Here is a 24,163-nt window from a genome sequence, read left to right on the forward strand (position 1 = left end):
TAATGGCAGGGGCGGCTGGATTCGAACCAACGGATGGCGAGATCAAAACCCGCTGCCTTACCACTTGGCGACGCCCCTATAGCATAAGTATTATCAATCAGAAAAACCGAGTTCTAAAGCTTCAGTATTTCAAAGTGACAGGCTAAATCAAATTGAAAAATAATGGCAGGGGCGGCTGGATTCGAACCAACGGATGGCGAGATCAAAACCCGCTGCCTTACCACTTGGCGACGCCCCTAACTTTCCTGATTTAAAGCGATTGATTTGAAAATCAATATTGTTTAAATCAATGATCTAGAATCACTTGAATCAGCGCCAATGTACTCGAATACTGGCGATACGTTTAAGCTTTTTGCAAGATAAGCCTGAAAAGGCGCATTATCTGCAATCGCTTGTACGTCAACACCAATGGTTTGTACATCATGCGTAAACTCAAGAAATACACAAGCTCCTGTACCAGTAAGTTTGGCTTGACCGTATTGATTCAAATACTGAAAAGCTTCATCGACTGGTGGGTACAGCTTCCGAGCGAGTGGCTCAAAATTGTTCCCGAACAGACTTGGATTCTGTTGATAGGCGGCAAATTTAGAGGGCTTTGTATTTCTTGTCAATGATTTTTGAGAAAATAACGCTTGAGTGCTGATAAAACAGTCAGGTTTGATAATGACAAATTGCTGAGTTGGTAAGTCGTCAATCGGTGTGATGATTTCACCGATGCCTTCCGCCCAAGCATTTTTTCCCACGATAAAAATTGGCACGTCTGCACCTAGTGAAGTACCAATTTCAATGAGCTGTTGTTGTGAGAGATGACATTGCCACAATTCATTTAAAATTAATAATGTCGTCGCTGCATTGGATGAACCACCGCCTAGACCTGCGCCCATTGGTATGTGTTTATCTAATCGAATATCACAACCTGCATGTGCAAGCTGAGCAAAGGGTTTAATCGCAGTCGCTGCACGGTAGATCAGGTTTTTTTCTATCGCGACATCGACGGCATTGGCATCACTGAGTGTAATCGTATCACTTTGATTGACTTGAAAATAAATATCATCATGTAAATCAATCAGCTGAAATATGGTTTGCAACTCATGATAGCCATTCTCACGCTGTCCAGTGATGTGTAAAAACAGATTCAACTTGGCAGGTGAGGGAACGCAGATCATTTGGCTAGTATTCATACTTTCAATTTAATTAAATATTTTCAATGGTATATGGACTTTTTGGTCGTGAGATTTGCATTAAACTTCATCAATTATAAAACCATTTTCTCTTGCCAATTTTACTATATTTCGGATATTGTTTTTGTCCCATCCAGTCGAAACTACAAATTGAATATTGTCTGCACTCATGAGAATTTCATCATTTTTAATGAAATGTCTTTTCTTAGGTTCATTCGCATAATTTATTTCTACAAAGTCTAATTTGTTGATAACACCAATTGAACCTTGATATTCATCTTTAAAAACTTGTTTTAGTGATGAAAAGTCGGTCGGATACTTTTGCAAATATGCTTTTACAAACTCCAAAACAAACCTGCTTTTTGGAAGTCTTTCGCCTGATCCGTTTATTATATATTTGGTGTAATCCTTAGAGTTTTTATTTTTACCTTCGTTTAAAGTGTAATTCTGTAAGGTTGGTTCTTCTACTATTAATTGTTGCTTTCGTTGAATTTGAATTGATATTTCTTTGAGAACATTGTCAATCAGCTCAGCATCGTAGTTGTTTAGAAAATCTTGTTTTATCAACTCCAAAAGTTCTATTTGGTATTCAGTCGATAAGATTTTTTGTTCTAACTTTTTTTGGTCAGATTTACGGTTGATTTTTTTAAGTGAGTTTAAAGTGAACGTGTTTAGTGTTTCATAACTAAAAGTCTGTTTTGAAAACAATTCCACAAACTTTAGCCCTTTAGCTGAGTTTTTCTCAAATTCAATGGTTTCAAGCAAAAAAGGATTGCCGTGGTCAGTTAAATCGCCATCGTAGAATATTTGGATTGCTTGTCCTATTAAAACTCCGTATTGAAGTCTTAACTGACGCATGTAAGAAAAAAGTTGTTGCTGAAAATTAATGTTTAATGGAATGCTTGGTTGTTTTATTTCAATGACAAAAAGATCTTTCTTTTCTGGCGAGTTGATCACAAAATCAGGCGTTATTCTATTTGAGGCACCAATTTGGAAAGAGGGGCGAATTTGAATATCTCCTAAAAACTCCTTCCAACCCAAAACTCTCAAGGCTTGGATTACATCTTTCTCAAATTCACGTTCACTAGTATCAATTCGAACATTGCCTGATAGTAAAAAGCAGATTTCGTTCCAATTCTCAGTATTCATGTTCTAACTTTACTTCCTAGTCACGGCTTTGAATGGTTAAGGTCACACGGTTTTCTTGTGCATCGTCAATCAAATTGAGCTTGTTTGGATATTTCGCTGACTCATTTTCATAATGCAAAGTCGCCGACCAACCGCCTTCTTGAATGGATTCATTCCGCCCTTGTGCGTCTTTTTCTACTTTTGCTGATGAAGTTACTGCTTGACCATTCACCCAGGAGATGAGGTGGGTAATTGGTGCTTGCCAACCTGTGGCTTTAAAGAGTAATTCTTCAGGTGTTTCAGCTTTGATTGTCCCTGTCTTACTACTGGTGAGCGTCACGTCGCCTGCTTGCCCACGAATTGAAGTCTGACCAATGCCGAGTGCGCCAGTGAGATCAATGGCAAATTGATCGCCAACTTGCGTCCAACCGTAGAATGCTGAGCCGTTTTGTTTTGGCGTACGGACGCCGATTTTTCCAGTAATTTTAAATTGTTCTGCGCTAGGCACATTGCTATTGGTAGGAATTGACGGCGCAGTTTTAATCGTTTGACAGCCAACTAGACCAGTTAAACTTAAACACAAAAGCAGGCTAGAAATACGTAAATTAATCAAGGGAAATACTCTTTTTAAGAATGATGTAAATGGGTCGTAAAAGATTTAGATAGATCTAGTGAAATGTTTGGTGAAAGGTTTGGCACATTAAGCTCAAGCAATTGATCAAGCTCAATCGCATCAGGGTGTGCTGTTTTTAGATCACGATAGACTTGATTAAAGCGATCAACATCACCCCGAATATACAAGGCTTTGGCATAACGCATACCAATGCCTAAGCTAGGTGCAAGTTTATATGCTTGAGCCAATGCCTGTACTGCAACATCATAATCGTTTTGCAAGTATGCCACGTAACCAAGTGTATCTAATATGGAGGCTTGTTGTGGTGCATAGACTAAAGCTTGTTCGGCATAACGACGTGCAAGATCAAGTTTGCGGTTTTGCTGCGCCAAAGTGTAAGCATAAGCGTTTAAAAAAGTTGGGCTATTCGGCTCAATTTCTAATAGTTTATTTAAAGCAAAATCTAAGCGATCACGATCTTTAAATGGATCGAGCAAGAGTACCTGACTATAAATCAACTCGGCATCATTTGGGTCTTGTTGCAAGGCTTCATCAAGAAGCATCAAAGCTTGTGAAGAATTTCCTACACTTTGTAAAATCTGTGCTTGCAACTGATAGAGAAAACTGGATTGGCTTGGGTGGCTGACACGCTCTTGAGTGAGTAGTTGGATCGCTTCCGTGGAACGATTGTGCTTTAAATACAAACTGGTCAAATTTTTTCGTGCGACAGGGTAGAGATTGCCATCGACTGCTTTATACAGTTTGATCGCTTGTTCAAGCTCTTGATTACGCTCTGCACTAACTGCCAAATAATAATTGGCTTGGTCTTGATACTGCGCAGAGTTTTGTAGCCGTTTTAAATAATTGCCTGCATTCTGATATTGCTTAGCATCAATACTGGTAATCCCTGCAAGAAACAGTAATTGTTCATGGTCAGGATATTTACGCACCATGCGACGCAGTTTGCGGAGTGCTTTATCTGTTTGATTGTTCTTTAATAAATGTTGAACCTGATAAAGATCAACATCAGGAGTGTCCTGAAAAAAGCTTTTCCATGATAGCCAACGCATGGCACGAGCTTCTTGATTTGAGGCAAGATACAATTTCGCTTTGAGAATAATAAAACTTGGTACACGAGGACGTTGTTTCAGTGCGAGATTGACTTTGTGAAGTGCAGATTCGTATTGCTGATTTTCAGCTTCCAAACCTGCGATCATGACCAATAAGGATGGATTTTGCTTTTTATCCACCGAATTTAACGCATTCAACATTTCTTGACGTGCTTCGGCAGATTCAGGGTAAATCCCTGCCAAGATACCTTCGATATTGGCATTCGGGTCGAGCTGTAAGATACGATCAAGGGTTTTTGCCGAAAGTTCATATTGCTTCGCACGTAAAGATAAATGCGCCAAATAAAACAGCGCAGGGGTATCTTCAGGATAGCGGTCTACCCACACTTTGGCGATATACAGTGCTCTTGGAATATCGTTGGCTTTGAGTGCCAAATCTAAAGCACGCTCATTGATCATCGGTTGATTATATTCATCGACCAAAGCCTGATAAGTAGTCAAAGACTCTTCAATTTGATCTTGGCTGAGCGCAAATTCGGCAACAAATACAGGCAGAAAAATGTTGTTTTCATTTGCATTATTTTTATTTAAATTTCCACTGCCTACAACACTATTCGCTTGCCAACGGGCTTTCATTTGCTCAGCAAGTTGTTCTTCTTGCGCAATCTGTTGATCTGAATTTGACTGATCGTTGACGAGCTGTTGCGGATTAGATTCTTGATTTGTTTTTGCAATAGTTTTGATTGATTTATTCTCAGCCCAAGAATATGACGCATAGGCTATACTTCCTAAAATTAGGAATGTGATAGAATGCTTTTTTGCGAAGCGTAGCCACCTGTTTTGTACAGGCTTTTCTTGCGCTTTGCGTTTTTGCAACGAGTCATTTTGCGCTAGATTATCTGGCATGAAGTCCACATTTTGGGTCATGGTTTATTTCATTTATGTCTATCTTTTTATCACAACTTTGCTGATTCAAGAAGTGCTATGAATTTTGTTGCGATCGGCGTCAATCACCATACAGCTTCCGTGCAGATGCGAGAAAAAATCGCATTCAATCCTGAACGCTTGCGTGCGCTCTTTGCTCAAAACCAAAATCACCCCGACCTCAATGATCTAGTCGTGGTATCGACCTGTAACCGCACAGAAGTCTATGCGATGACCGAACAGCCCGACCAAGTGCTGAATTGGTTAGCGCAGTCTAATGGTTTTGAGGTCAAGACGCTGTTACAACATGTATATCGCTATGAAGATGTGCAAGCCATGACGCATCTGATGCGGGTCGCAGGCGGACTAGATTCTCTGATGCTTGGCGAGCCACAAATCTTAGGTCAGGTCAAATCTGCACTGCAACTCGCCAAAGACAATGATGTGGTGTCTACCAATCTCAATCGCTTATTCGAGTTTGCCTTTTATGCTGCGAAACGAGTACGCACCGAAACTGCTGTGGGTGAACATGCCATTTCGATGGGCTATGCTGTGGCACAACTTGCGTCACAAGTCTTTAGCCATATGTCTGAACTCACTGTCATGATCGTTGCCGCAGGCGAGATGAATAGCTTAGTCGCAAAGCATTTGGCGGAAATGGGTGTGGCAAAAATCATTATTTGCAATCGCACTCGACAACGTGCAGAAAATCTTGCACAAGAGCTCGGTGCACGTGTCGCTGTTGAAGTGGTTGATTTCGATCAATTGGCAATGCAGTTGCACCGTGCGGATGTGGTGTCGAGTTGCACAGGCAGTTTGCATCAAGTGATTCATTATGATGATGTCAAAAAAGCCTTAAAACAGCGTAAATATCAACCGATGCTGATGGTTGATTTGGCTGTACCACGGGATATTGATGATAAGGTTAATAAGCTCGATGGCATTTATCTGTATGGTGTTGATGACTTACAATCGGTCATTGATGAAAATATGGTGCAACGTCGTCAAGCCGCTTTAGATGCCGAAGTGATGGTATCGCAACTGGCTTCGCAGTTCGTCATCAATGAAAAGATTCATCAAGCAGGGCGAGAAATTCACCATTATCGTGAAGTCGCAGAACAACAACGTCAGGCAGAGCTTGAGTTCGCTCTAGAACAGCTTAAACAAGGTGCAGAACCAGAAGCATTATTGGAAGCAATGTCTTATCGACTGACCAATAAAATGCTACACATTCCCTCAAAGCTTTTCCGAGAAGCCGCAAAATCAGAAGATCCAACGCATTTTGAATGGCTCAATCAAACCGTATTAGATATTGAGCAACATGCTCGAACGCTGAAAGATTTAAATAAAAAATAGGTAATGATTTTAAATGCTTAGTTTCTCTTCTTCGCAGAAGCTCCTCCCTTTTTTAAAGGGAGGCTGGGTGGGATTGAGCTTGAGAACTGTATGGAGAGAAGAAATTACTTTTAATACTCCACTCGAATTTCAGAACGACTCAGTTGTTTATACGCATCATTGAGTTGTTGTTTGAGATTGTGCATTTCTTTAATTGATGCAGGTTGTTTTAATTTTTTGCGCAAAAACTCAACTTGTAAGCGATGATATAAATCTTCAGCATGTTTATTAATATCTTCAGGGTGATCCATGCCAAGCTGTGAGAGTTGGATTTTATTGAGTAGCGGTAAAAGCTGTGGGTGAAGATGACTACATGCGCCAAGCACGAAGACCCGACACACCTCGACATCATGTGGCAATTGTTCTTCAATACGATCTAAAGTGTCTAAAAAATGTTTAATCAAGGACTGTTCAGGGAGTAAAGCTCGCAAGGTTTCAAATGCTTTATACAACTTTGGAAAATGTAATAACAACACCATCAAAAGTTGACTATGATCAATCCCGCCAAAGCTTAGATTTAAGTCATTGCTATTGGCTTCTGCGTTACGACGACCAAAGCCAAGCCGATCTTTAAATGATTGTGAGAGTAGATATTTATACGACCCATTGGGTAATTGTTGGCTAAGTTGGCGTAACTCGCCCATCACTTGCCCTTTGCCTTCGGGTGAGGTGATATCAAAGCGTTGAGTTAGCTGTGCATAGAGAAAGTCGGATAATAATGGCGATTGCCCGAGTTTTTCTAAAAAGGCTTCTTGTCCAATGCTTTGAATCAATGAATCTGGATCATGTTGGTCAGGTAGGATAAAGAAGTGCAATTGACGACCATCTTCAAGCAATGGGAGGGCGATTTCTAAAGTACGCCATGCGGCTTTTTGACCTGCGCTATCCCCATCGAAGGCAAGTGTTAAGCTGTTATTTTGCCGAAATAAAATATTTAAATGCTCTGCATTACTTGCTGTACCTAAAGTCGCAACTGCACCATGAATGCCTGATTGATGTAAAGCAATCACGTCCATATAGCCTTCGACCATCAGCCACTGTTCTGCTTTGGCTTTTCGGCCTTCATATAAACCATATAGCAATTGATTTTTATGGAAGATTTCGGAGTCAGGCGAGTTGATGTATTTCGGTTTGATCTCGTCGTTTAAGGCACGACCACCGAAACCGACCACACGCCCTTTGGCATCTCGAATTGGGAAAATGACTCGATCACGTAGCAAGTTGAATTGACGACCTTGATCACTTTCACGGATTAAGCCAACCAGTTTTAAGCCTTCGATGTCTTGCGGAAAAGCTTGCTCTAAATGTTGCCAATCGGTTGGTGCATAGCCTAGACGCCAATTGTCTATGGTGTCTTGGCTGAGCCCTCGATTTTGAAAATAATTTTGGGCGTGTGGTGCTTGTTTCAGCTGTTGTTGAAAATAGCTTGCGACTGCTTCGAGCAAATCATACAGACTGGCTTCTTGAGGCTGTTCTTGTAACTCTTGTGGATGAAAATCGAAGTGTGCATCGTCAGGATAAAAAAATGCGTCGGGTTGATATTGATCATAACCCTGATTTACATAAATTGGCTCTATATGACTCTGCTCTACATAATTCTGCGCTTCAAATGCCTGATTTTCAGGAGGATCATTAGGCGGAACGTGCTCATCTGTTTTGTTGTTGGTTTTATCGCTAGAGCTTGGAGCGGGCTTGGCTTGTTGTGGTTGACGTTTATACGTCGTTGATTTTGTAGCAAAGTTATCTTTGGGTAATTCGATGCCTGCATGTTGTGCCAAGTCTTTCATCACATCAATGAAAGGACGATTGTCAATTTCCATCAAGAACCTGATGGCATTACCATTGGCTTGGCAACCAAAGCAGTGATAATAAGCTTTATCACGGTAGACGTGGAATGACGGTGTTTTTTCTTGATGAAAAGGACAACAGCCTGAATAGGTGCGTCCTGTTTTTTTCAGTTTGACCCGTTGGTTAATCAATTCGACAATATCCGTGCGATCGAGGATTTGATCAATCGTATGCTGTGGAATTGCCATAGTGTTTACTTTGAAGTTTGTAAAAAATTAAAATTTGCTGAGTCAATTGTGGCGAGCTCAATGTTGAAATGCAAGAGGGATCGTACAGAGATTGTTGTATTAAAAAATCCCCAAACATGTTGTTCAGGGATTTTTGATTTAAATTATGTGTACAAGTTATTCAGCAGTTGCTTCTGCGTCAGCATCGGTGGCTGTATTTTCTGCGGTTGCTTCAACTTCAGGAGGTTCAATTTCACTGCTTTGTGTTTCAGTGCTGTCAATTTCAGCATTTTTAGTTGTCGCCTGATCATCTTCACCGAGTAAACCAAAGCTTAAACGGTTCATCAAACTACGCTGATTATTTTTATCAGAAGCTTCAATCGTTGAATTTGTTGATGTGCTCAAATTTGATTCGGTCGCGTAGGTGTTTTTTGCAGAACGTCCCACAATACCTAGCGTCAGTTTATTGACGATACTGGCTTCATTACGTGCAGCACGTAAGTTCACTTCGCCATTATTTTTTAATAAACCTGGATAGTTGGCTTGGAGCAATTCTTTATATTGATTTGCAGTTGCCGTATCACCAAGTTGATCATAGCCATAAGCAATCGTTGCAATCGCTTCAGGAGTTTGAGGGACTTGTGGATAGTATTCGAGTACCCAACGACTACGTTGAATCGCAGCAACCCATGCTTTACGTTCGATGTTGTAACGTGCAATATTCATTTCGCTTTCGGCAAGCTCTTCACCGATAAACTGCATACGCTGTGCAGCATCCACCGCATATTTACTACTTGGAAAACGGCGAATAAAGTCAGAGAAGTTTTGATAAGCAACTTTTAAATAACTGGTATCACGATGCGCTTGTTTGAGTGAGGTATAGCGAAGTAGACCGTCGTAATTTTGCTCCATGTTCGATACGCCACGTACATAGTAGGCATAGTCTACTTGCGGGTGCTGTGGATTGAGTCGAATAAAACGCTCTGCCAAAGTGATCGCAGCAGGGTAGTCTGATTGCTTAAAGCGTGTATACATCAAATCAAGTTGAGCTTGTTGTGTATAACGTCCAGTTGGAAAATAAGTGTCTAAAGCTTGGAGTTGTTCGCCTGCTTCGGTATATTGCCCACGTTCTAAAGCTTTTTGTGCCTTTTCATAGTAGGCTTGTTCGCTCGATTTTGGTCCTGTGTCCGTAACTTTGCTTGGGTTGCTATTACACCCGACCAAAGCAGCTGAAACGCCCACCGATAGGGATAATACCAAAATATTCAAACGCGACAGCGACATAAAAACTCCTCTAGACTGGGCAATCAGCTACAATAGGCGTATTAAACCATTTTTATTGAAATGTGAGCAAATGACTTCAACGCAATCTGCACAAAATTCTTCGACACAACATCCTGACGATTTCGAAGATGATGTTCAAGAGATATTCGATCCAAACATCAATCCAAATTCTGATCAAACACTTGATCAAACGCAACATTCAGATCAACAAGCATTGGATACGCAAGCTACGCATATTCGTCGTCAATGTCAATTGGATGATTGTTTTCTTGGACAGCGCTTCGATCAAATCGCTGCGCAAGTCTGGGATGACTTCTCACGTGAAAAATTAAAAAAGTGGATTGCTGAAGGCGCATTACTGGTCAATGGACAACAGGTCAAAGGCAAGGCACGGAGCGATGGTACTGAGGAATTAACCCTTGATGTTGAACTTGCACCACAGCTGAGTAGCCAACCTGAAGATATTCCATTGCAAGTCGTCTATGAAGATGATGATATTCTCGTGATTAATAAGTCTGTAGGCATGGTGGTACACCCCGGTGCAGGCAATCATACAGGCACTTTGGTGAACGCTTTGCTGTATCATTATCCAAAATCTCGGGAATTGGCACGTGCAGGCTTGGTGCATCGTATCGACAAAGACACCAGTGGCTTATTGGTCATCGCCAAAACCTTAGAAGCACAACATCACTTAACTCGCCAATTATCAAAAAAATCGGTCTATCGTGTCTATGATTTGGTTTGCTATGGTCATATCATCGCAGGGGGTACAATCGATGCGCCGATCAAACGTCATCCTGTCGATCGTACCAAAATGGCAGTGGTGAATGGCGGAAAAGATGCAGTGACACATTACAATGTGCTTGATCGTTATACCCATTTTAGTTTGATCCAAGCACAGCTTGAAACTGGGCGTACCCATCAGATTCGTGTGCATTTCAGCCATATCGGTCATCCATTGGTCGGTGATCCGACCTATTCACGATTGAAGTTGCCTAAGGGTGTTTCTCAAGAACTCGCCAATTACCTACAACACTTTAAGCGTCAGGCTTTACATGCACGTGCGCTTGGATTGATTCACCCACGTACAGGTGAGGAAATGGAATTTGAGGCAGAATGGCCAAGTGATTTTGAGCAATTGGTGAGTTTGCTTGAAGATGAAGGTCAATTGAAAAATGGCTGAGTTTGAAGAAAAAATGACTGATTCAAATTTGTGGCTCACTGCAAAAGGCTTACCGAGTAATGTTTATGCAGGGCAGACGGTTTCGGTCATTGATCCTTTAACTAACAACGTATCGCCAGATTTGCATCCAAGCTATTTACAACAAAACTTGGCATTGCATGTTGGTGATGATGCAAGGCAAGTGCAACGCAACCGTTTTCATTTATTAAACGCATTACAGCCTTTTGGTGCGACACAATTGCACTGGCTCAGTCAAACCCACAGTACGATCGCTCACCGTGTAGATTCAGTGATCAATCCACAACTTTTAGAAGGTGATGGTTTGGTGACATCCGAGCAAGGTGTCGCTTTGATGATGATGACGGCGGATTGTCTACCGATCGTATTGTGTAACCAAGATGGGACAGAAGTCGCATGTCTGCATGCAGGTTGGCGAGGGCTTGCCAGAGGCATTATCGAAGCGACTGTCAAGCAAATGAAGTCGCAACCGAGTTTTGCATGGATGGGTGCGGCGATTAGCCAACAGCACTTTGAAGTGGGTGCAGAAGTCAAAGCGACATTTGTCCAAGAAAATGCGGACTTTGAAAACGATTTTTTAATGCAGAATAATGGAAAATTTTTAGCAGACTTATACAGCATTGCCCGAAAAAAACTTACTTCGCTTGGTGTGGAAAATGTGTCAGGTGGTGAACATTGCACTTTTGCAGAATCGGATAAATTTTATTCATATCGTCGAAATAGCACGACAGGTCGCATGGCGACATTTATATTTATTCGAGCAAAAGATGTTAAACTAGATGCAACCTTTTAAATTTATTTATTTTTCATGTCTGTGATTGAATCAGCAGTGCTTGGCACATCGGTCAAGCTCTGTATTGTCTACCATAGTGCCTATGGACATACCGAAAAAGTCGCACAACATATTGCTCAAGGTGCAGAGTTTGCAGGTGCCGAGGTGATCGTCATGCCTGTTAGCGCAGTGCAATGGGAAGCACTCGATGTATCAGACATTATTATCATGGGCTGTCCGACCTATATGGGTAGTCTGACTGCAGAACTAAAACTTTTTATGGAAGCGTCATCGAAGCGTTGGCTTGCTCGTGCATGGCAGGGCAAGATTGCTGCAGGATTTACCAATGGTGGCGGTTTAAGTGGTGATAAGCTTGCGGTGATTCAGCAAATCAATCTGTTTGCCATGCAACACGGTATGTTGTGGGCAGGCGTGCCATTTATGCCGACAGGACGAAGCCCGCATGACATCAACCGCATGTCTTGTTTTTTAGGCTTAATGACCCAATCGGACAATGACAGTGTCGAAGTGACACCGCCTGAAGGTGACTTGGAAACAGCATTCAAGTTTGGAAAATATTTAGTCAGTTTAAAGCAATAGAATTTTGAATTTACAGTATTAAACCAAAATCACTCTACATCAAAGACTGAGTCTTGCGCATCAAACCGCCAAGTGCGGACAATACGTAGCTCACTAATCTCGTTCATTTTCACATCGAAACGACCAAATGGCATGGCACGACGTACAGAGGCTTTTGCTGCTTCATCAAGAACTGAACTGCCTGAACTCTGTAATAAGCGAATTGCACGAATACCGCCTTGCGAATTCAAAATCACCATTAAACGCACTTCACCTGATAGCTTTTGTTGTTTGGCAGCTTGAGGGTAGTAGCGATTACCAAACATTTCGACTTTTTGGCGGAAGCGATCGAGATACTCCGCCGAAGCATCTGCTTTGGCTTGAATCCCTGTAATGGTTTTGACTTTTTGCTTTTTGGCGTACATCTGATGACGCTGTGCGTATTGTGCTTCGATACTGGCGATCATCGCTGCACGTGAGTCTTGCTGACTTTGTAGCTCATCGACTTTCTTTTTCCGCTCATCTTCTTGGCTTTGTTTTTGCCAACTGAGCGTGGTCATCAGCATCCGTTCTTGGAAATCGAGCTGTTGTTTTTGTGAGAGTTGTTGAAGCATCTCTTGTTGCTCTTTGCCCTCAGAGGCGGCAGGCGTTGCATTGGGAATTGGACTGGTTTGCGCATGAAGTTGTTTGAGCTCACCGTCGCCTGTTTGATCATGTTGCGCAACAAAATCACTGTCTTTGACTTTATCTTTATTCAAGTGGACTGCAATGGTGACATCTTTGGTCGCCATCGGTGCGGCATTACCTGCAATAAAAGATGTACTACCAATTGCACCGTGCACAGCGATCGCAATGATAAGCGCGGTAATAAAAAGCGGATCTTGCCACCAATGCGTCAGCTTGGTTTGTATGTGGATAAACTGGAAGTAATCCCGTTTGCTTTGACTCACCCCTGAATCCTTTTTATGTCAACAGCCTTATAATATTTGCCATTATTAAATATTTGTTGCTTGCATCGCCATATATTTTCATCATCATTTACAACTATTTTTCGATAAAAATAGAAATAATGACCGCGACGGCTTGAGTATGCACAGTATTTTAAGCACAATCTTAAGCATTGCCAATGTATTTCGCATCATTGCCGAATATACTTTGCCCGAAATTGAGTAGTGTAGAACAAATATATGTCAAGTATTGTGTCGAAAATTGTGACGGTCGCCCGTAATCTGTATCAGCAGACTGAGGATTTTATCGAAGAAGAACGTAGCTTTACCGTGTCACAGAATCTAATCAATGCGACATTCCAAAAGTACGTTACGGACAATGTCGGACTGCTCAAAGACTTACATGCAGACCTCTATGATGACTGGTTACGTCTCTATGCAACCGTCAATGTGGCAGGTATCTATGCCTCGTTGTCGGTAGATTTAAAGCTGGTTCAGATGATTTTTAATAAAGATCAGCAATATATTGTCTTTGAGCAGATTTCAAAAACTCAAGTGATCGAAGCACGTATTCAAGGCAAGCTTAAAAATATGGCGGTGCGTTTTGCGTTGTATTTTTATCAGCAAGTTTTAGATAAAGATCCGCTCGGTCCGATTTTACAGAAATATCGTATCGTCGAAATGAAACATGGTTTGCTCTACTTGAGCCTAAATCGTTGGCTTGGTCGTCTAAAACCAGTCAAAAATACTTTGCAAAAAGTGCAAGTCAATCACGGCGTACTACGTGAAACTAAGTTAATCCTCAAAACCAATGTCAATCTCGATGCCGTTCTAAAGCGCAATCAATCGCCAAAAATCTTTGAAGACTGGGAATTGGAAGAGCTTGAACTGGATGACGATCAGATCACGCCAATTCGTGATTAAATGTGTACAAAATACAAATTACGTCACACTTTGAAACATATATCTCATCGTATTGAATCTTTAGAATCAATACATTAAAGCTTAGATCACCTTTTAATCTCAATCGAATCTAATCTCAATCGAAGCAATTTGGCTATTAAAAGGTTTAAATCTCCCCAAATGAGAGGTATCACATGACATCGAATAAAATCACATTCAATACCATGAAAAAAATAGTTGCCGTCAGTGCATTGAGTCTGAGCACGCTAGGATTGGCGACGCTGAGTCATGCGCTATCACCATTTGAAGCGACGTATCAGTTTAGCTATGGCAACAAAAAAATGGGCGATGCAACACGTAAGCTCAGTAAAGTTGGCAATCAATGGCAATATCAATTTAGCTCAAAAATCCCTGTAATTGGCAGTGCGACTGAAACCAGTAAATTCGGTTTTCAAAATGGTTTAATCACTTCGAATGAATATACACGTCGTACCAAAATATTGGTGCATAGTGATACGGTGAAGATGAACTTTAATCCGAGCCAAAAAAATATCAATACTTCACGCAAAGACAAAAATCGAACTTTGACGTGGAAAAGCGGTGTACTTGATGATCTTAATGCTGAGCTACAAGTTCGTGAGGATTTGAAAGCGGGTGGTTTGAAATCGAGCTACTGGATCGCAGACTATAAAGAAGTCGAAGCCCGTCAGTTCGTCAAAGAGGGTACGGAAAAGGTCAAGGCGGCTGATGGTAAAACCTATGACACCGTAAAAGTACGCTTGAAACATAATCGTGCGACGAAAAATACCATCTTTTGGCTTGCACCAAGCTTAGATTATTTGCCAATCAAAGTGACGCATCAAGATGATGATGAGAGCTATGGATTGTTGTTAAAAGCGAAGAAGTAAAAGTGAAATTTTCTCAATAAAAAAGACGATGAAATTTCATCGTTTTTTTATTGAATCACTTACATCATTTTTTATAAATCAATCTCAGTTCTCGCACGACGTGCTTCTTCGCTACCATCGTAGTTTTGAATCAGTTTGAGATAATACGCACGTGCACGAGGGATGTCTTGATCAATATTTTTTGCGATTTCACTTAAACGAAATAAAGATGCAGGCGCTTTGCTTGAGGTAGGGTAATTTCCTGCGACGATTTCAAAATTATCTTTAGCTTGATTAAAGTTCGGTGGCGTCAATGACAGGTTAAATTCACCGAGCCAGTAATAGGCATTGCTGACATAGGCACTGGTTGGATGTAGTTGGATAAAGTTTTCCATCTGTGGAATAGCACTCGCTGCACCACCTTTTTGATAAGCATCATAAGCCAAGTTGTATGCTTCTTTATCCGTCAACGGTGCTTTACTTTGCTGTGTCTGTGCTTGCGGTATCTGGGTTTGTTTTTGAGTAGGAAGGTTGTTTTCTACTGGCGTTTTGGGATTTGCTGACGGTGGTGTAGGCACTTTACTTTCAGGGCTATTATTGTTAGGTGAGTTATCGTCTGCTGTACCGTCTAAGTCCTCAAGTTCACTGCCATCATTCGCATCGACTTTTTGATTTAACAATTCAAGGCGTTGATCTAAGTCGGTATAGCGATTCTTGAGCTCATTTTCCATCTGTTCGATTTGATTATTTTGTTCTTCGATCTGACCACGTAGATCACGAATTTGGTTTTGCAATTGCCCAACTGTTTGACGTAGATCCCAAAGTTGTGTGCTTTGCTGTGCAGGAGCAACAGTCGCTGTGGGGGTGGAAAGATTGCGTTGCTCGATCGGTGCTGCATGGCTCAAGGTCTGCGCAAACATTGCACTTGCAAGTAAAGTGATTTTTTTCATAAATTACTCTTATCAAAACGACAGATTTTCAAACATAAGCTTGAGTATAACGAGCAAGCGAGATTTGCTCCATGTCATCATGGCGATATTTTTAGCAATTTTGTTTAATTTGAAGATACATTATGTGGGAAAGTTGTGGGGAAATTAAGCAGTAATACACTATGTGCGGTATTTCAGCTTGCATGGGAAATAAAAATGGATATACTTGGTCAGGCAATGGTAGCCCTGCTGGTGGCTTCGCAATTGTACTCTGCGAACCCCGCCAGGACCGGAAGGTAGCAACGGTAGTAGAATTATGATGTGCCGAAGTATTGCTAGTAGGGTTGCCACCCAAATTTAATAATAAGAATTCGTTGTTCCTCTTTTTGATTCCTTTCAATCTATAGCTTTACACGTACGCTATGATTCGACACATGGCGATAATATTGTCTACTGCTAATCTATTGTACTTTTGATTATATATTCCTAAAAGTTTAAATATTTATTCCACATTAATTTATCTTAAAATCAATATGTTGATATTTTAGTCAGGTGGTTTTGTCTGGCGAAGTGTTTGCGTGCGCTATGACAAATTGAAACGATCTATTACAATGCTTTGACAGTTTTGTTTAGAGTTTAATATTTTGGATCAACACGCTTCTCATTTACAGCGCGGTTTGAAAAACCGACATATCCAATTGATAGCCATGGGTGGCGCTATTGGAACGGGATTGTTCCTCGGTTCGGCTGATGTGATTCAATCGGCGGGACCTTCGATTATTTTAGGTTATGCAATCGGTGGTTTGATTGCCTTTTTGATCATGCGCCATTTGGGTGAAATGATCGTACATGAACCAGTTGCAGGGTCATTTAGTTATTTTGCCAATAAGTATTGGGGACGTTTCGGTGGATTCCTTGCAGGATGGAATTACTGGATTTTATATGTTTTGGTGGCGATGACGGAGCTCACCGCTGTTGCCAAATATATTAATTATTGGTGGCCTCATATTCCTGCGTGGTCATCGGTATTGTTTTTCTTTATCGTGATTACTTTGATCAACCTGACCAATGTGAAGTTCTACGGTGAATCTGAGTTTTGGCTTGCGATTATCAAAGTCACTGCGGTGATTGCGATGATTGTTTTTGGTTTATATTTGCTCTTTTTCCCAACGCCAGATTCGACAGCATCATTTAGCAATCTGTGGGCGCATGGTGGATTCTTCCCGAATGGCTTTGACGGCTTATTTATGATGATGGCATTCTTGATGTTTGCCTTTGGCGGGATTGAGTTGATCGGGATGGCAGCAGCTGAGGCTGAAAATCCTGAAAAGACTATTCCAAAAGCGATCAACCAAGTGGTCTATCGTATCCTGATTTTCTATGTGGGTGCGCTTACCGTCCTGCTATCACTGGTACCGTGGAATCAGCTTGATCTTGGTGGTTTGGATAAGAGTCCATTTGTGATGATCTTTAGCCAAATGGGAATTAACTGGGCAGCGAACTTACTCAACTTCATTATCTTGACGGCTGCACTTTCTGTGTATAACAGTGGTATGTTTGCCAATAGTCGTATGTTGTACGGCTTGGCACAGCAGGGAAATGCACCAAAAGTATTCTTAAAACTGAATAAGCAAGGTGTACCGATTCCAGCGGTATTGATGTCTGCGGTGTTGATCTTCGGCTGTGTATTGCTGAACTACTTTGTTCCTGAGAAAGCACTCAGCCATTTGATTTATATCGTGGTGGGTGCTTTGGTATTGAATTGGGCGATGATTAGCTTGACTCATTTGAAGTTTAAGCAAGCAACCAAGTCGATCAAGACGTCGTTCCCTGCATTGTTTTCACCACTAAGCAATTACATTGTTTTAGCGTTTATCGCAGTGGTGCTGTACATCATGTGGCAACAAGGCTTTAAGGAGTCTGTGTTGATGATTCCTGTTTGGATTGTTTTGATGTGGGGCTTCTTTCAGTTGATCGTTCGTAAGTCAACAGATCAAGTCGAGTAAGTAGATAGTCACTGTTTAATCACTCATCATCTGTTCTCGAAATTGTTTGCAAAAACAAGAATTTCAGTTAAGTTATGGGCACACGCCTATAGCTTAACTGGATAGAGCAGTTGCCTCCTAAGCGACCGACGTGGGTTCGAGTCCCGCTGGGCGTACCAGTTTCAAACTTTTATTTTTATCAATGAAAAAACCGAGTGATGAATGCACTCGGTTTTTTATGTCTTGAATATATGTATTTTATGAAGTGTCAATTAATTTTTTATAGTTGCAAAAGGCTGCATTGGAGATTAAAATCTGATCATTAAAAATCAGTTATGAGAATAATCATGGCGTATACAGCGGTTAAAATTGACAGTGAGATAGTAGAGTCTGCAAAAATCTATGGCGTAGCAGAAAGTCGCAGTGCAACCAAGCAAGTAGAATATTGGGCAAGAATTGGCAAAATTGCACAAGATAATCCCGATCTCACTTTTGAGGATATTTCAGATTTATTATTGAGTATGGCACAAGTCAAAGCAGGGAATACCACACCGTATCATTTTGACGAATAAATGATGGATTTATCTTCAAAGCAATTTCAGTAAAACCAATTCAGTTAATGATCAAAAATGAATATACAACAATCACCATTATTTGAACGTACTGTTAAGAAACTTACCAAACAACAAAAACAAGATGTAGATCATGCAGTTCGGGCGATCTGTACGAACCCAACGATTGGTATCGCAAAAGTTGGCGACTTGGCTGGAGTATCGGTCTATAAATTCAAAATGGATAAGCAACTGGTTTTGCTGGCTTATTCAGTCGATGAGTTGAGCATTACGCTGTATTTGCTCAAGCTAGGTAGCCATGAGAACTTTTATCGAGATTTAAAGCGATAACATTGAAATGGATAAAAAAGAAAAACCGAGTGATGAATGCACTCGGTTTTTTTATGCGTCAAGTTTTAAAAAGAACTTATTTAATATTCTCAATATTAATCATCGGTACGGCATCACCACCTGCATAGGTCGGCAAGCGTCCATCCCATTTTTCAATGGCTTTGAGATTGACATACTCACGACCACCTTGCGCACGGATCGCTTCGGCTTGAATACGAATCGCCTCAGCCTCACCTTCGGCTTGGGTAATACGTTGCTCGGCTTCAATTTTGGTACGTTCAAGAATGTTCTTTGCTTTCAGTGTGCGCTGTACTTCGGTTTGCTTGGCTTCAATTGCAGCATCAAACTCCCGAGAAAAACGAAAATCAGTCAGCTGTACATCTTCGACGATGATGTGATATTTACTCAAAGATTCACGCATGCTTCGATCAATATTCGCTTTGACGATAGGGCGTTCTGTCAGTAGTTTCTCCGCTGTAAATTTTGCAGTAACGCTTTTCACCGTTTCATGGATACGAGGTGCGATAATTTTTTCATCGACATCAAGTCCAGTATTTCGAATAATCGGAATCAACTTATCTTTATCCAAGCGATAGTTTAGTGAAACTTCGGTTTGTACATTCTGTAAGTCAGCACTCGCCGCAGTCGTTGGTGTAGCAACTTTTTGTGTTTTGATATCAACTGTTCTCGTTGAATCGATGAATGGAATCTTGAGATGAACACCTTCACCACTGACCCCAATCGCTTCACCAAACCGCATCACGACTTTTCGAGAGCCTGCTTGAACGGTATAGATCGCAGAAAAAAGTAGGATAAAAACCGGAATGGCAATAGGTAGCCATTTTGTCCATTGTGGTAATTTTGGTGTGTTAGACATAATATTTTTCATCATGTGTCCTGAGGGTTTGCTGATATTTCAGTTTGTTGTTAAAAAATCTTCTCAAAAATACTGTTTAAATTCATAGCCTAAAGGCTTTTTATATATTCAAGAAATATATTTAAATACAGAATGTAGCATTGTAACAATGTACTTCTGAAAGAAAAGCTGTTTTGCTATATTGATGTAAGAAATTGAAAATAAGTTATGGAATTGAAAATAAGTTATGGAATTGAAAATAAGTTATGGAATTGAAAATAAAGTCAGGAGTTTCAATATGAAGAAAAGTTTAACAATTTTTGCTTTGGCACTGAGTTGTATGGGCTGTGCGACCTCAACTTTAATGCGAGATACAGGGCGTAGCTACGAAAAGACAGTACGTGAAACTTTGCTACAAGATACCGTTGTGGCTTTTGCGCAACCTGCCAAGCCAATACGAGATATGCCGAATGATAATGTGGTCATCGTTGGTCAACAATATAGCTATGTGCTGACAAGCGGTGGGAAGAACTTTGTCACAGTATTAAGCCGTTTAAATCCTAAAAATATAAAGGTAAGTAGAGGGTTAGATTTTTATTCTGAAAAAAATGATGGCACCTTTACAGGGGTTTTAGAGCTGAGCTATGTGGCACTGAGAGAAGATATTAGCAAGAGCGATTTAAACTTCTTTATTGAAAATGATGCCAAAGAGTGCAGTAGTTATAGTGATAAGCAAATGAACGCACAGCGTTTTTGTTTTGAAATTCCGCTCAGTGGTGTGACTTATCCGCAGGCAAAGAACTTCGATCGTCTAAACTCAAATCTCAAGCAATTGAGCAAACCGTATCACGTGTCGATCTATACCAATAAAAAAGAAATGGAACATGCCAGTAGTCGCAATAATCCTGCTAAAAAGTTGGTGTTGTTGCCATTTGCGGTGGCATTTGATGTGATTACGTCACCATTCCAAGCGGCAGCAGAGATTTTTGATTAATGGAAAACTAGATAGCTGTCAAAAAAGAAGCCTTGCAATTGCAAGGCTTCTTTATGGTTCAAATCAAGACTATATCAATTAAGCCTGATCTTCTTTCTTCGGTTGTTCACGTAAGCGAATACCTAAGTCACGCAGTTGATTACTTTCAACTGGTGCAGGCGCTTGTGTCAATGGACATTCAGCAGTCTTGGTTTTCGGGAATGCAATCACATCACGAATAGACGAACCACCTGTCATGAGCATGACTAAACGGTCTAGACCGAATGCCAAACCACCGTGCGGCGGCGCACCATAACGTAATGCGTTGAGTAAGAAGCTGAATTTTTCTTCGGCTTCTTCTTCACCAATACCTAAGGCTTCAAAGATTGCTTTTTGCATTTCGAGGTTATAAATACGTAGTGAACCACCACCGATTTCAGTACCGTTCAATACCATATCGTAAGCAACTGAAAGCGCTTCACCTGGATTGTTCTTCACTTCTTCAACCGTTGATTTAGGAAGCGTGAATGGGTGATGCACAGACGTCCATTTGCCATCATCAGTTTCTTCAAACATTGGGAAGTCAACCACCCAAAGCGGTGCCCATTCGCATGTCGAAAGATTTAAGTCATGACCGATTTTCACACGAAGTGCGCCCATCGCATCATTGACGACTTTGGCTTTGTCCGCACCGAAGAATACGATGTCGCCATTTTCAGCACCAACACGTTTTAATAGATCAAGCACGATCGGCTCGATGAATTTCACGATTGGAGATTGTAAGCCTTCAATGCCTTTTTCAAGTTCATTGACTTTGATGTACGCCAAACCACGTGCGCCGTAGATGCCGACGAATTTGGTGTATTCATCAATTGCAGAACGTGGCAGTGAGCCAGCGCCCGGGACACGCAAAGCGACTATACGACCCTTAGGATCTTTGGCAGGACCTGCGAAGACTTTGAATTCAACGTCTTGCATCAAGTCTGCTACGTCAACCAATTTCAACGGAATACGCATATCTGGTTTGTCAGACGCATAGTCACGCATCGCGTCGTTGTATGTCATGCGTGGGAATTTGTCGAAATTCACGTTAAGAAGTTCTTTGAACATCTTAACCGTCAACGTTTCCATTAAATCCATAATGTCATCGTCACTCATGAACGATGTTTCAACGTCGATTTGGGTGAATTCAGGCTGACGGTCAGCACGTAAGTCTTCATCACGGAAACATTTTGCGATTTGGTAATAACGATCAATACCACCCACCATTAACAATTGTTTGAACAACTGTGGCGACTGTGGCAGAGCATAGAAGCTACCGTTAGAAACACGACTCGGCACGAGATAGTCACGTGCACCTTCAGGAGTTGCACGAGTGAGAATCGGCGTTTCAACGTCTAAGAAACCATTGTCTTCGAAGTAGTTACGAATCAGGTTGGTGAGTTTAGAACGGAAACGTAAACGCTCTAACATTTCTGGACGGCGGATGTCCAAGAAACGGTATTTCAAACGAATTTCTTCTGAAATATTGGTGTTTTCATCATTTAATGGGAATGGTGGTGTTTCAGACTGTGCAAGCACTTCGATATCTTTGCCCAACACTTCAATTTGACCACTCACCATATTGGCATTTTCTGTGCCTTCGTAGCGACGACGCACACGACCTGTAATCTTTAATACGAACTCTGAGCGTGCTTTATCCGCTGTCGCAAATGCTTCTGGGGTGTCAGGGTCGATCACCACTTGCACTAGACCATCACGATCACGCATATCTAAGAAAATCACGCCACCATGGTCACGGCGACGATGTACCCAACCGCATAATGTAACGGTTTGATCGATTTGCGCTTCTGTCAAAGAACCGCAGTAATGAGTTCGCATCATGTTATTTCTAAACCTATTTTCCAAACTATATTGGGTGTTGTGGCGTATACGTAAACAGCGTACCGCCTGTGAACTAGCGATTATGCCTATTTGTGTGCTTTGGCTCAAGTCGAGTTTTTGTGGAATGAGATTAAATGGATATAAAGGGCAAGACAAATCAGGCTAAATGCTGAAAAGATTGCCAGTGAAATGGACTTTGCGAAAAATGCAATTACACCGTAAGTTTTTATGGTGAAAGGATTGGGCGCTCTCCAGCTTGGGTCAAAGAGGTAGAGGTATATACCAAAGAATACGCCAGTAGCAATGCATACACATGTGTAAAGAAAGGCACTTTTTAAACTAAAAAAGCTCGAAAAGCTTACGTAGGTCTTTTGGCTTGTCTTTTGTATTTTTATTTGCTCTAAAAATGGTTTTACAACAAAGTAGAGTAGAGGAACACTAATGATTGAACTTGCATATTGCAAAGCGAGATGCATGGGTATGTTTAAAACAGGAACTTGCTCTGATAAAAATTCAGTTGCAATGAAAGTGCGATGATCCAAATGGGTGATGCCATCCCAAATTAAGTGGCTAGCATTACCTAAAATCAAAGCAAGGATTAAAACAAAGATACCGTCAATATTTAGTTTTAATCTAATAGGGGCTTGGACATCTGCAAAAGCATAAACTACGGGTCGATAGAAGAATTGCCATAATTGAAAAATCAGAATACCAAAGCATAAATTAATACTTAACATGCCCAACCAATGATGGCTAAAAGTTTCGTCAATAAAAAATCGTGTTAAATCAGGCAACATGCAACCAATAACAATTGCAGCTAATGGCAGTTGCTGTCTTGAAAAGTGATATATGGCAGGTGCAATTATAGTGTGGGAGATTGTATAAGCCATGAGCTCAAGTGTGGAATGTTGTTTATAGGGAGGTGAAATATTAGGTGTCAACAAGGTGATTTACAACATGCTTCACAGATTGTAACACTTAAAGATCATATATGAAGTCATAAGACTCGCAATAAAGAAAAGTCTTGAAAAAATAAAAAATACGTTATAACGTAACAAAAATTAATTTAAACAAATCTGGGGAATCATCATGCGTGTGGCTTACACACCTTTAAGTCTTGCAATTTTAGCCATTTTATTGAGTAGCATTGCTCATGCAAAAGTTGGTTATTTAGAATCAGTCGATACCGAAACGACAGTTCAGGAATCACAAAAAGCGACAACGCCAAAAGATGCAACTATAGAAGGCACAGCGATAAAAGACACAACACCACAAGTCCATCAATTGCAAGTGATTACTGTACAAGCCCATCCTTTAAGTCAAAATGAAAATGATTTGGTTCAAACCAGTAATATTCTTGAGAAAGAGCAACTCAGCCAAGGTGCGGCGACTTTGGGCGATGCGCTCAATGGTCAGTTGGGTATTCACAGTGACAACTTTGGTGCAGGGGCGAGTCGTCCTGTGATTCGAGGGCAAACTGTGCCACGAGTCAAAGTCCTGACCGATTCATCTGAGGTGATGGATGCTTCGCAAATTTCCCCTGATCATGCGTCAACGGTCGATCCTGCATTGGCTCGAAAAATTGAAGTCTTACGTGGTCCATCAACTTTGCTCTATGGCAGTGGTGCGGTCGGTGGTGTGGTGAATGTTCTTGATGAAAAAATTCCAACGCAAATGCCAGAGGGTGCTGTGGATGGTGAAGTGCATCTGCGTGGCAATACCGTAGCGAATGAAA

Annotated in this window: 22 protein-coding genes, 3 tRNA genes and 1 other RNA gene; 13 read left to right on the forward strand and 13 right to left on the reverse strand. The window is 41.1% G+C overall.

Annotated features, from left to right (window positions below; translation table 11 throughout):
* Nucleotides 1-3: 3 nt before the first annotated feature.
* From ACE3PQ_RS08420 to ACE3PQ_RS08445, 6 genes are all read right to left on the reverse strand, one after another.
* A tRNA-Gln gene (locus tag ACE3PQ_RS08420) sits at nt 4-78 on the reverse strand.
* An 85-nt stretch (nt 79-163) separates the two neighbouring features.
* Nucleotides 164-238, reverse strand: a tRNA-Gln gene (locus ACE3PQ_RS08425).
* 43 nt (nt 239-281) lie between these two features.
* Complete coding sequence (gene ispE, locus ACE3PQ_RS08430; RefSeq protein WP_374296921.1) at nt 282-1,166, reverse strand: 4-(cytidine 5'-diphospho)-2-C-methyl-D-erythritol kinase; 885 nt, start codon at nt 1,164-1,166, stop codon at nt 282-284.
* A gap of 75 nt (nt 1,167-1,241) precedes the next feature.
* Nucleotides 1,242-2,330: a hypothetical protein gene (locus ACE3PQ_RS08435; protein WP_374296887.1), complete on the reverse strand. Its 1,089-nt coding sequence runs from the start codon at nt 2,328-2,330 to the stop codon at nt 1,242-1,244.
* Nucleotides 2,331-2,346: 16 nt separating this feature from the next.
* Complete coding sequence (gene lolB / locus ACE3PQ_RS08440) at nt 2,347-2,922, reverse strand: lipoprotein insertase outer membrane protein LolB (protein ID WP_374296888.1); 576 nt, start codon at nt 2,920-2,922, stop codon at nt 2,347-2,349.
* A gap of 14 nt (nt 2,923-2,936) precedes the next feature.
* A complete protein-coding gene (locus ACE3PQ_RS08445; protein WP_374296890.1) occupies nt 2,937-4,919 on the reverse strand; it encodes a tetratricopeptide repeat protein in 1,983 nt (660 codons plus the stop codon).
* A 57-nt stretch (nt 4,920-4,976) separates the two neighbouring features.
* On the opposite strand from ACE3PQ_RS08445, the gene hemA reads away from it, so the two are divergent.
* Nucleotides 4,977-6,272 carry a glutamyl-tRNA reductase gene (gene hemA / locus ACE3PQ_RS08450; RefSeq protein WP_374296891.1) on the forward strand — a complete coding sequence of 432 codons (1,296 nt, stop codon included), beginning with the start codon at nt 4,977-4,979 and terminating at the stop codon, nt 6,270-6,272.
* 110 nt (nt 6,273-6,382) lie between these two features.
* Here the strand turns inward: hemA and dnaG are convergent, their stop codons facing one another.
* Entirely contained in the window at nt 6,383-8,347 is a 1,965-nt protein-coding gene (gene dnaG, locus ACE3PQ_RS08455) for a DNA primase (protein WP_374296893.1), read from the reverse strand.
* A gap of 156 nt (nt 8,348-8,503) precedes the next feature.
* Nucleotides 8,504-9,610, reverse strand: coding sequence for an outer membrane protein assembly factor BamD (locus ACE3PQ_RS08460; RefSeq protein WP_374296895.1), 1,107 nt, complete (start codon nt 9,608-9,610; stop codon nt 8,504-8,506).
* A gap of 70 nt (nt 9,611-9,680) precedes the next feature.
* On the opposite strand from ACE3PQ_RS08460, the gene rluD reads away from it, so the two are divergent.
* The 3 genes from rluD to ACE3PQ_RS08475 are packed head-to-tail and all read left to right on the forward strand — an operon-like array spanning nt 9,681 to nt 12,183.
* Complete coding sequence (rluD, locus tag ACE3PQ_RS08465; protein WP_374296896.1) at nt 9,681-10,793, forward strand: 23S rRNA pseudouridine(1911/1915/1917) synthase RluD; 1,113 nt, start codon at nt 9,681-9,683, stop codon at nt 10,791-10,793.
* A gap of 13 nt (nt 10,794-10,806) precedes the next feature.
* Complete coding sequence (pgeF, locus tag ACE3PQ_RS08470; RefSeq protein WP_374296898.1) at nt 10,807-11,604, forward strand: peptidoglycan editing factor PgeF; 798 nt, start codon at nt 10,807-10,809, stop codon at nt 11,602-11,604.
* Between the two features lie 15 nt (nt 11,605-11,619).
* The gene (locus tag ACE3PQ_RS08475; protein WP_374296900.1) at nt 11,620-12,183 is read left to right on the forward strand and encodes a flavodoxin family protein; all 564 of its coding nucleotides are present in this window, start codon (nt 11,620-11,622) and stop codon (nt 12,181-12,183) included.
* Nucleotides 12,184-12,212: 29 nt separating this feature from the next.
* Here the strand turns inward: ACE3PQ_RS08475 and ACE3PQ_RS08480 are convergent, their stop codons facing one another.
* Nucleotides 12,213-13,112 (reverse strand): energy transducer TonB, encoded by a 900-nt coding sequence (locus tag ACE3PQ_RS08480; protein ID WP_374296902.1) that lies wholly within the window; start codon nt 13,110-13,112, stop codon nt 12,213-12,215.
* Between the two features lie 237 nt (nt 13,113-13,349).
* Between ACE3PQ_RS08480 and ACE3PQ_RS08485 the strand changes: the two genes are divergently transcribed.
* Together ACE3PQ_RS08485 and ACE3PQ_RS08490 are read left to right on the forward strand one after the other, a co-directional pair.
* Nucleotides 13,350-14,033, forward strand: coding sequence for a hypothetical protein (locus tag ACE3PQ_RS08485; protein ID WP_374296903.1), 684 nt, complete (start codon nt 13,350-13,352; stop codon nt 14,031-14,033).
* 173 nt (nt 14,034-14,206) lie between these two features.
* Nucleotides 14,207-14,920 (forward strand): DUF3108 domain-containing protein, encoded by a 714-nt coding sequence (locus ACE3PQ_RS08490; protein WP_374296904.1) that lies wholly within the window; start codon nt 14,207-14,209, stop codon nt 14,918-14,920.
* A gap of 71 nt (nt 14,921-14,991) precedes the next feature.
* On the opposite strand, the gene ACE3PQ_RS08495 is transcribed toward ACE3PQ_RS08490, so the two are convergent.
* On the reverse strand, nt 14,992-15,849 hold the full coding sequence (locus ACE3PQ_RS08495) for a YbgF trimerization domain-containing protein (RefSeq protein ID WP_374296906.1): 858 nt from the start codon (nt 15,847-15,849) through the stop codon (nt 14,992-14,994).
* Between the two features lie 226 nt (nt 15,850-16,075).
* Here ACE3PQ_RS08495 and ffs point away from each other — a divergent pair.
* The 5 genes from ffs to ACE3PQ_RS08520 all read left to right on the forward strand — a co-directional run bounded on the left by ffs (nt 16,076) and on the right by ACE3PQ_RS08520 (nt 18,715).
* Nucleotides 16,076-16,172, forward strand: an RNA gene (gene ffs / locus ACE3PQ_RS08500) — signal recognition particle sRNA small type.
* 300 nt (nt 16,173-16,472) lie between these two features.
* Nucleotides 16,473-17,834, forward strand: a complete 1,362-nt coding sequence (locus ACE3PQ_RS08505) for an amino acid permease (protein WP_374296908.1) — start codon at nt 16,473-16,475, stop codon at nt 17,832-17,834.
* An 82-nt stretch (nt 17,835-17,916) separates the two neighbouring features.
* A tRNA-Arg gene (locus ACE3PQ_RS08510) sits at nt 17,917-17,992 on the forward strand.
* Nucleotides 17,993-18,160: 168 nt separating this feature from the next.
* Nucleotides 18,161-18,385 carry a ParD-like family protein gene (locus ACE3PQ_RS08515; protein WP_241570761.1) on the forward strand — a complete coding sequence of 75 codons (225 nt, stop codon included), beginning with the start codon at nt 18,161-18,163 and terminating at the stop codon, nt 18,383-18,385.
* A gap of 57 nt (nt 18,386-18,442) precedes the next feature.
* Nucleotides 18,443-18,715 carry a type II toxin-antitoxin system RelE/ParE family toxin gene (locus ACE3PQ_RS08520; RefSeq protein WP_374296910.1) on the forward strand — a complete coding sequence of 91 codons (273 nt, stop codon included), beginning with the start codon at nt 18,443-18,445 and terminating at the stop codon, nt 18,713-18,715.
* Between the two features lie 76 nt (nt 18,716-18,791).
* On the opposite strand, the gene ACE3PQ_RS08525 is transcribed toward ACE3PQ_RS08520, so the two are convergent.
* Complete coding sequence (locus ACE3PQ_RS08525; RefSeq protein WP_374296912.1) at nt 18,792-19,592, reverse strand: SPFH domain-containing protein; 801 nt, start codon at nt 19,590-19,592, stop codon at nt 18,792-18,794.
* Between the two features lie 277 nt (nt 19,593-19,869).
* Between ACE3PQ_RS08525 and ACE3PQ_RS08530 the strand changes: the two genes are divergently transcribed.
* Nucleotides 19,870-20,565 (forward strand): hypothetical protein, encoded by a 696-nt coding sequence (locus ACE3PQ_RS08530; RefSeq protein WP_298890918.1) that lies wholly within the window; start codon nt 19,870-19,872, stop codon nt 20,563-20,565.
* Nucleotides 20,566-20,643: 78 nt separating this feature from the next.
* Here ACE3PQ_RS08530 and aspS read toward each other — a convergent pair whose 3' ends face one another.
* Nucleotides 20,644-22,428, reverse strand: coding sequence for an aspartate--tRNA ligase (aspS, locus tag ACE3PQ_RS08535; protein WP_374296915.1), 1,785 nt, complete (start codon nt 22,426-22,428; stop codon nt 20,644-20,646).
* 104 nt (nt 22,429-22,532) lie between these two features.
* On the reverse strand, nt 22,533-23,318 hold the full coding sequence (locus ACE3PQ_RS08540) for a DUF4184 family protein (protein WP_374296917.1): 786 nt from the start codon (nt 23,316-23,318) through the stop codon (nt 22,533-22,535).
* Nucleotides 23,319-23,517: 199 nt separating this feature from the next.
* On the opposite strand from ACE3PQ_RS08540, the gene ACE3PQ_RS08545 reads away from it, so the two are divergent.
* A partial coding sequence (locus tag ACE3PQ_RS08545; protein ID WP_374296919.1) for a TonB-dependent receptor plug domain-containing protein occupies nt 23,518-24,163 on the forward strand: 646 nt, incomplete at its 3' end.

The organism is Acinetobacter sp., assembly GCF_041911495.1.
Classification (GTDB): domain Bacteria; phylum Pseudomonadota; class Gammaproteobacteria; order Pseudomonadales; family Moraxellaceae; genus Acinetobacter.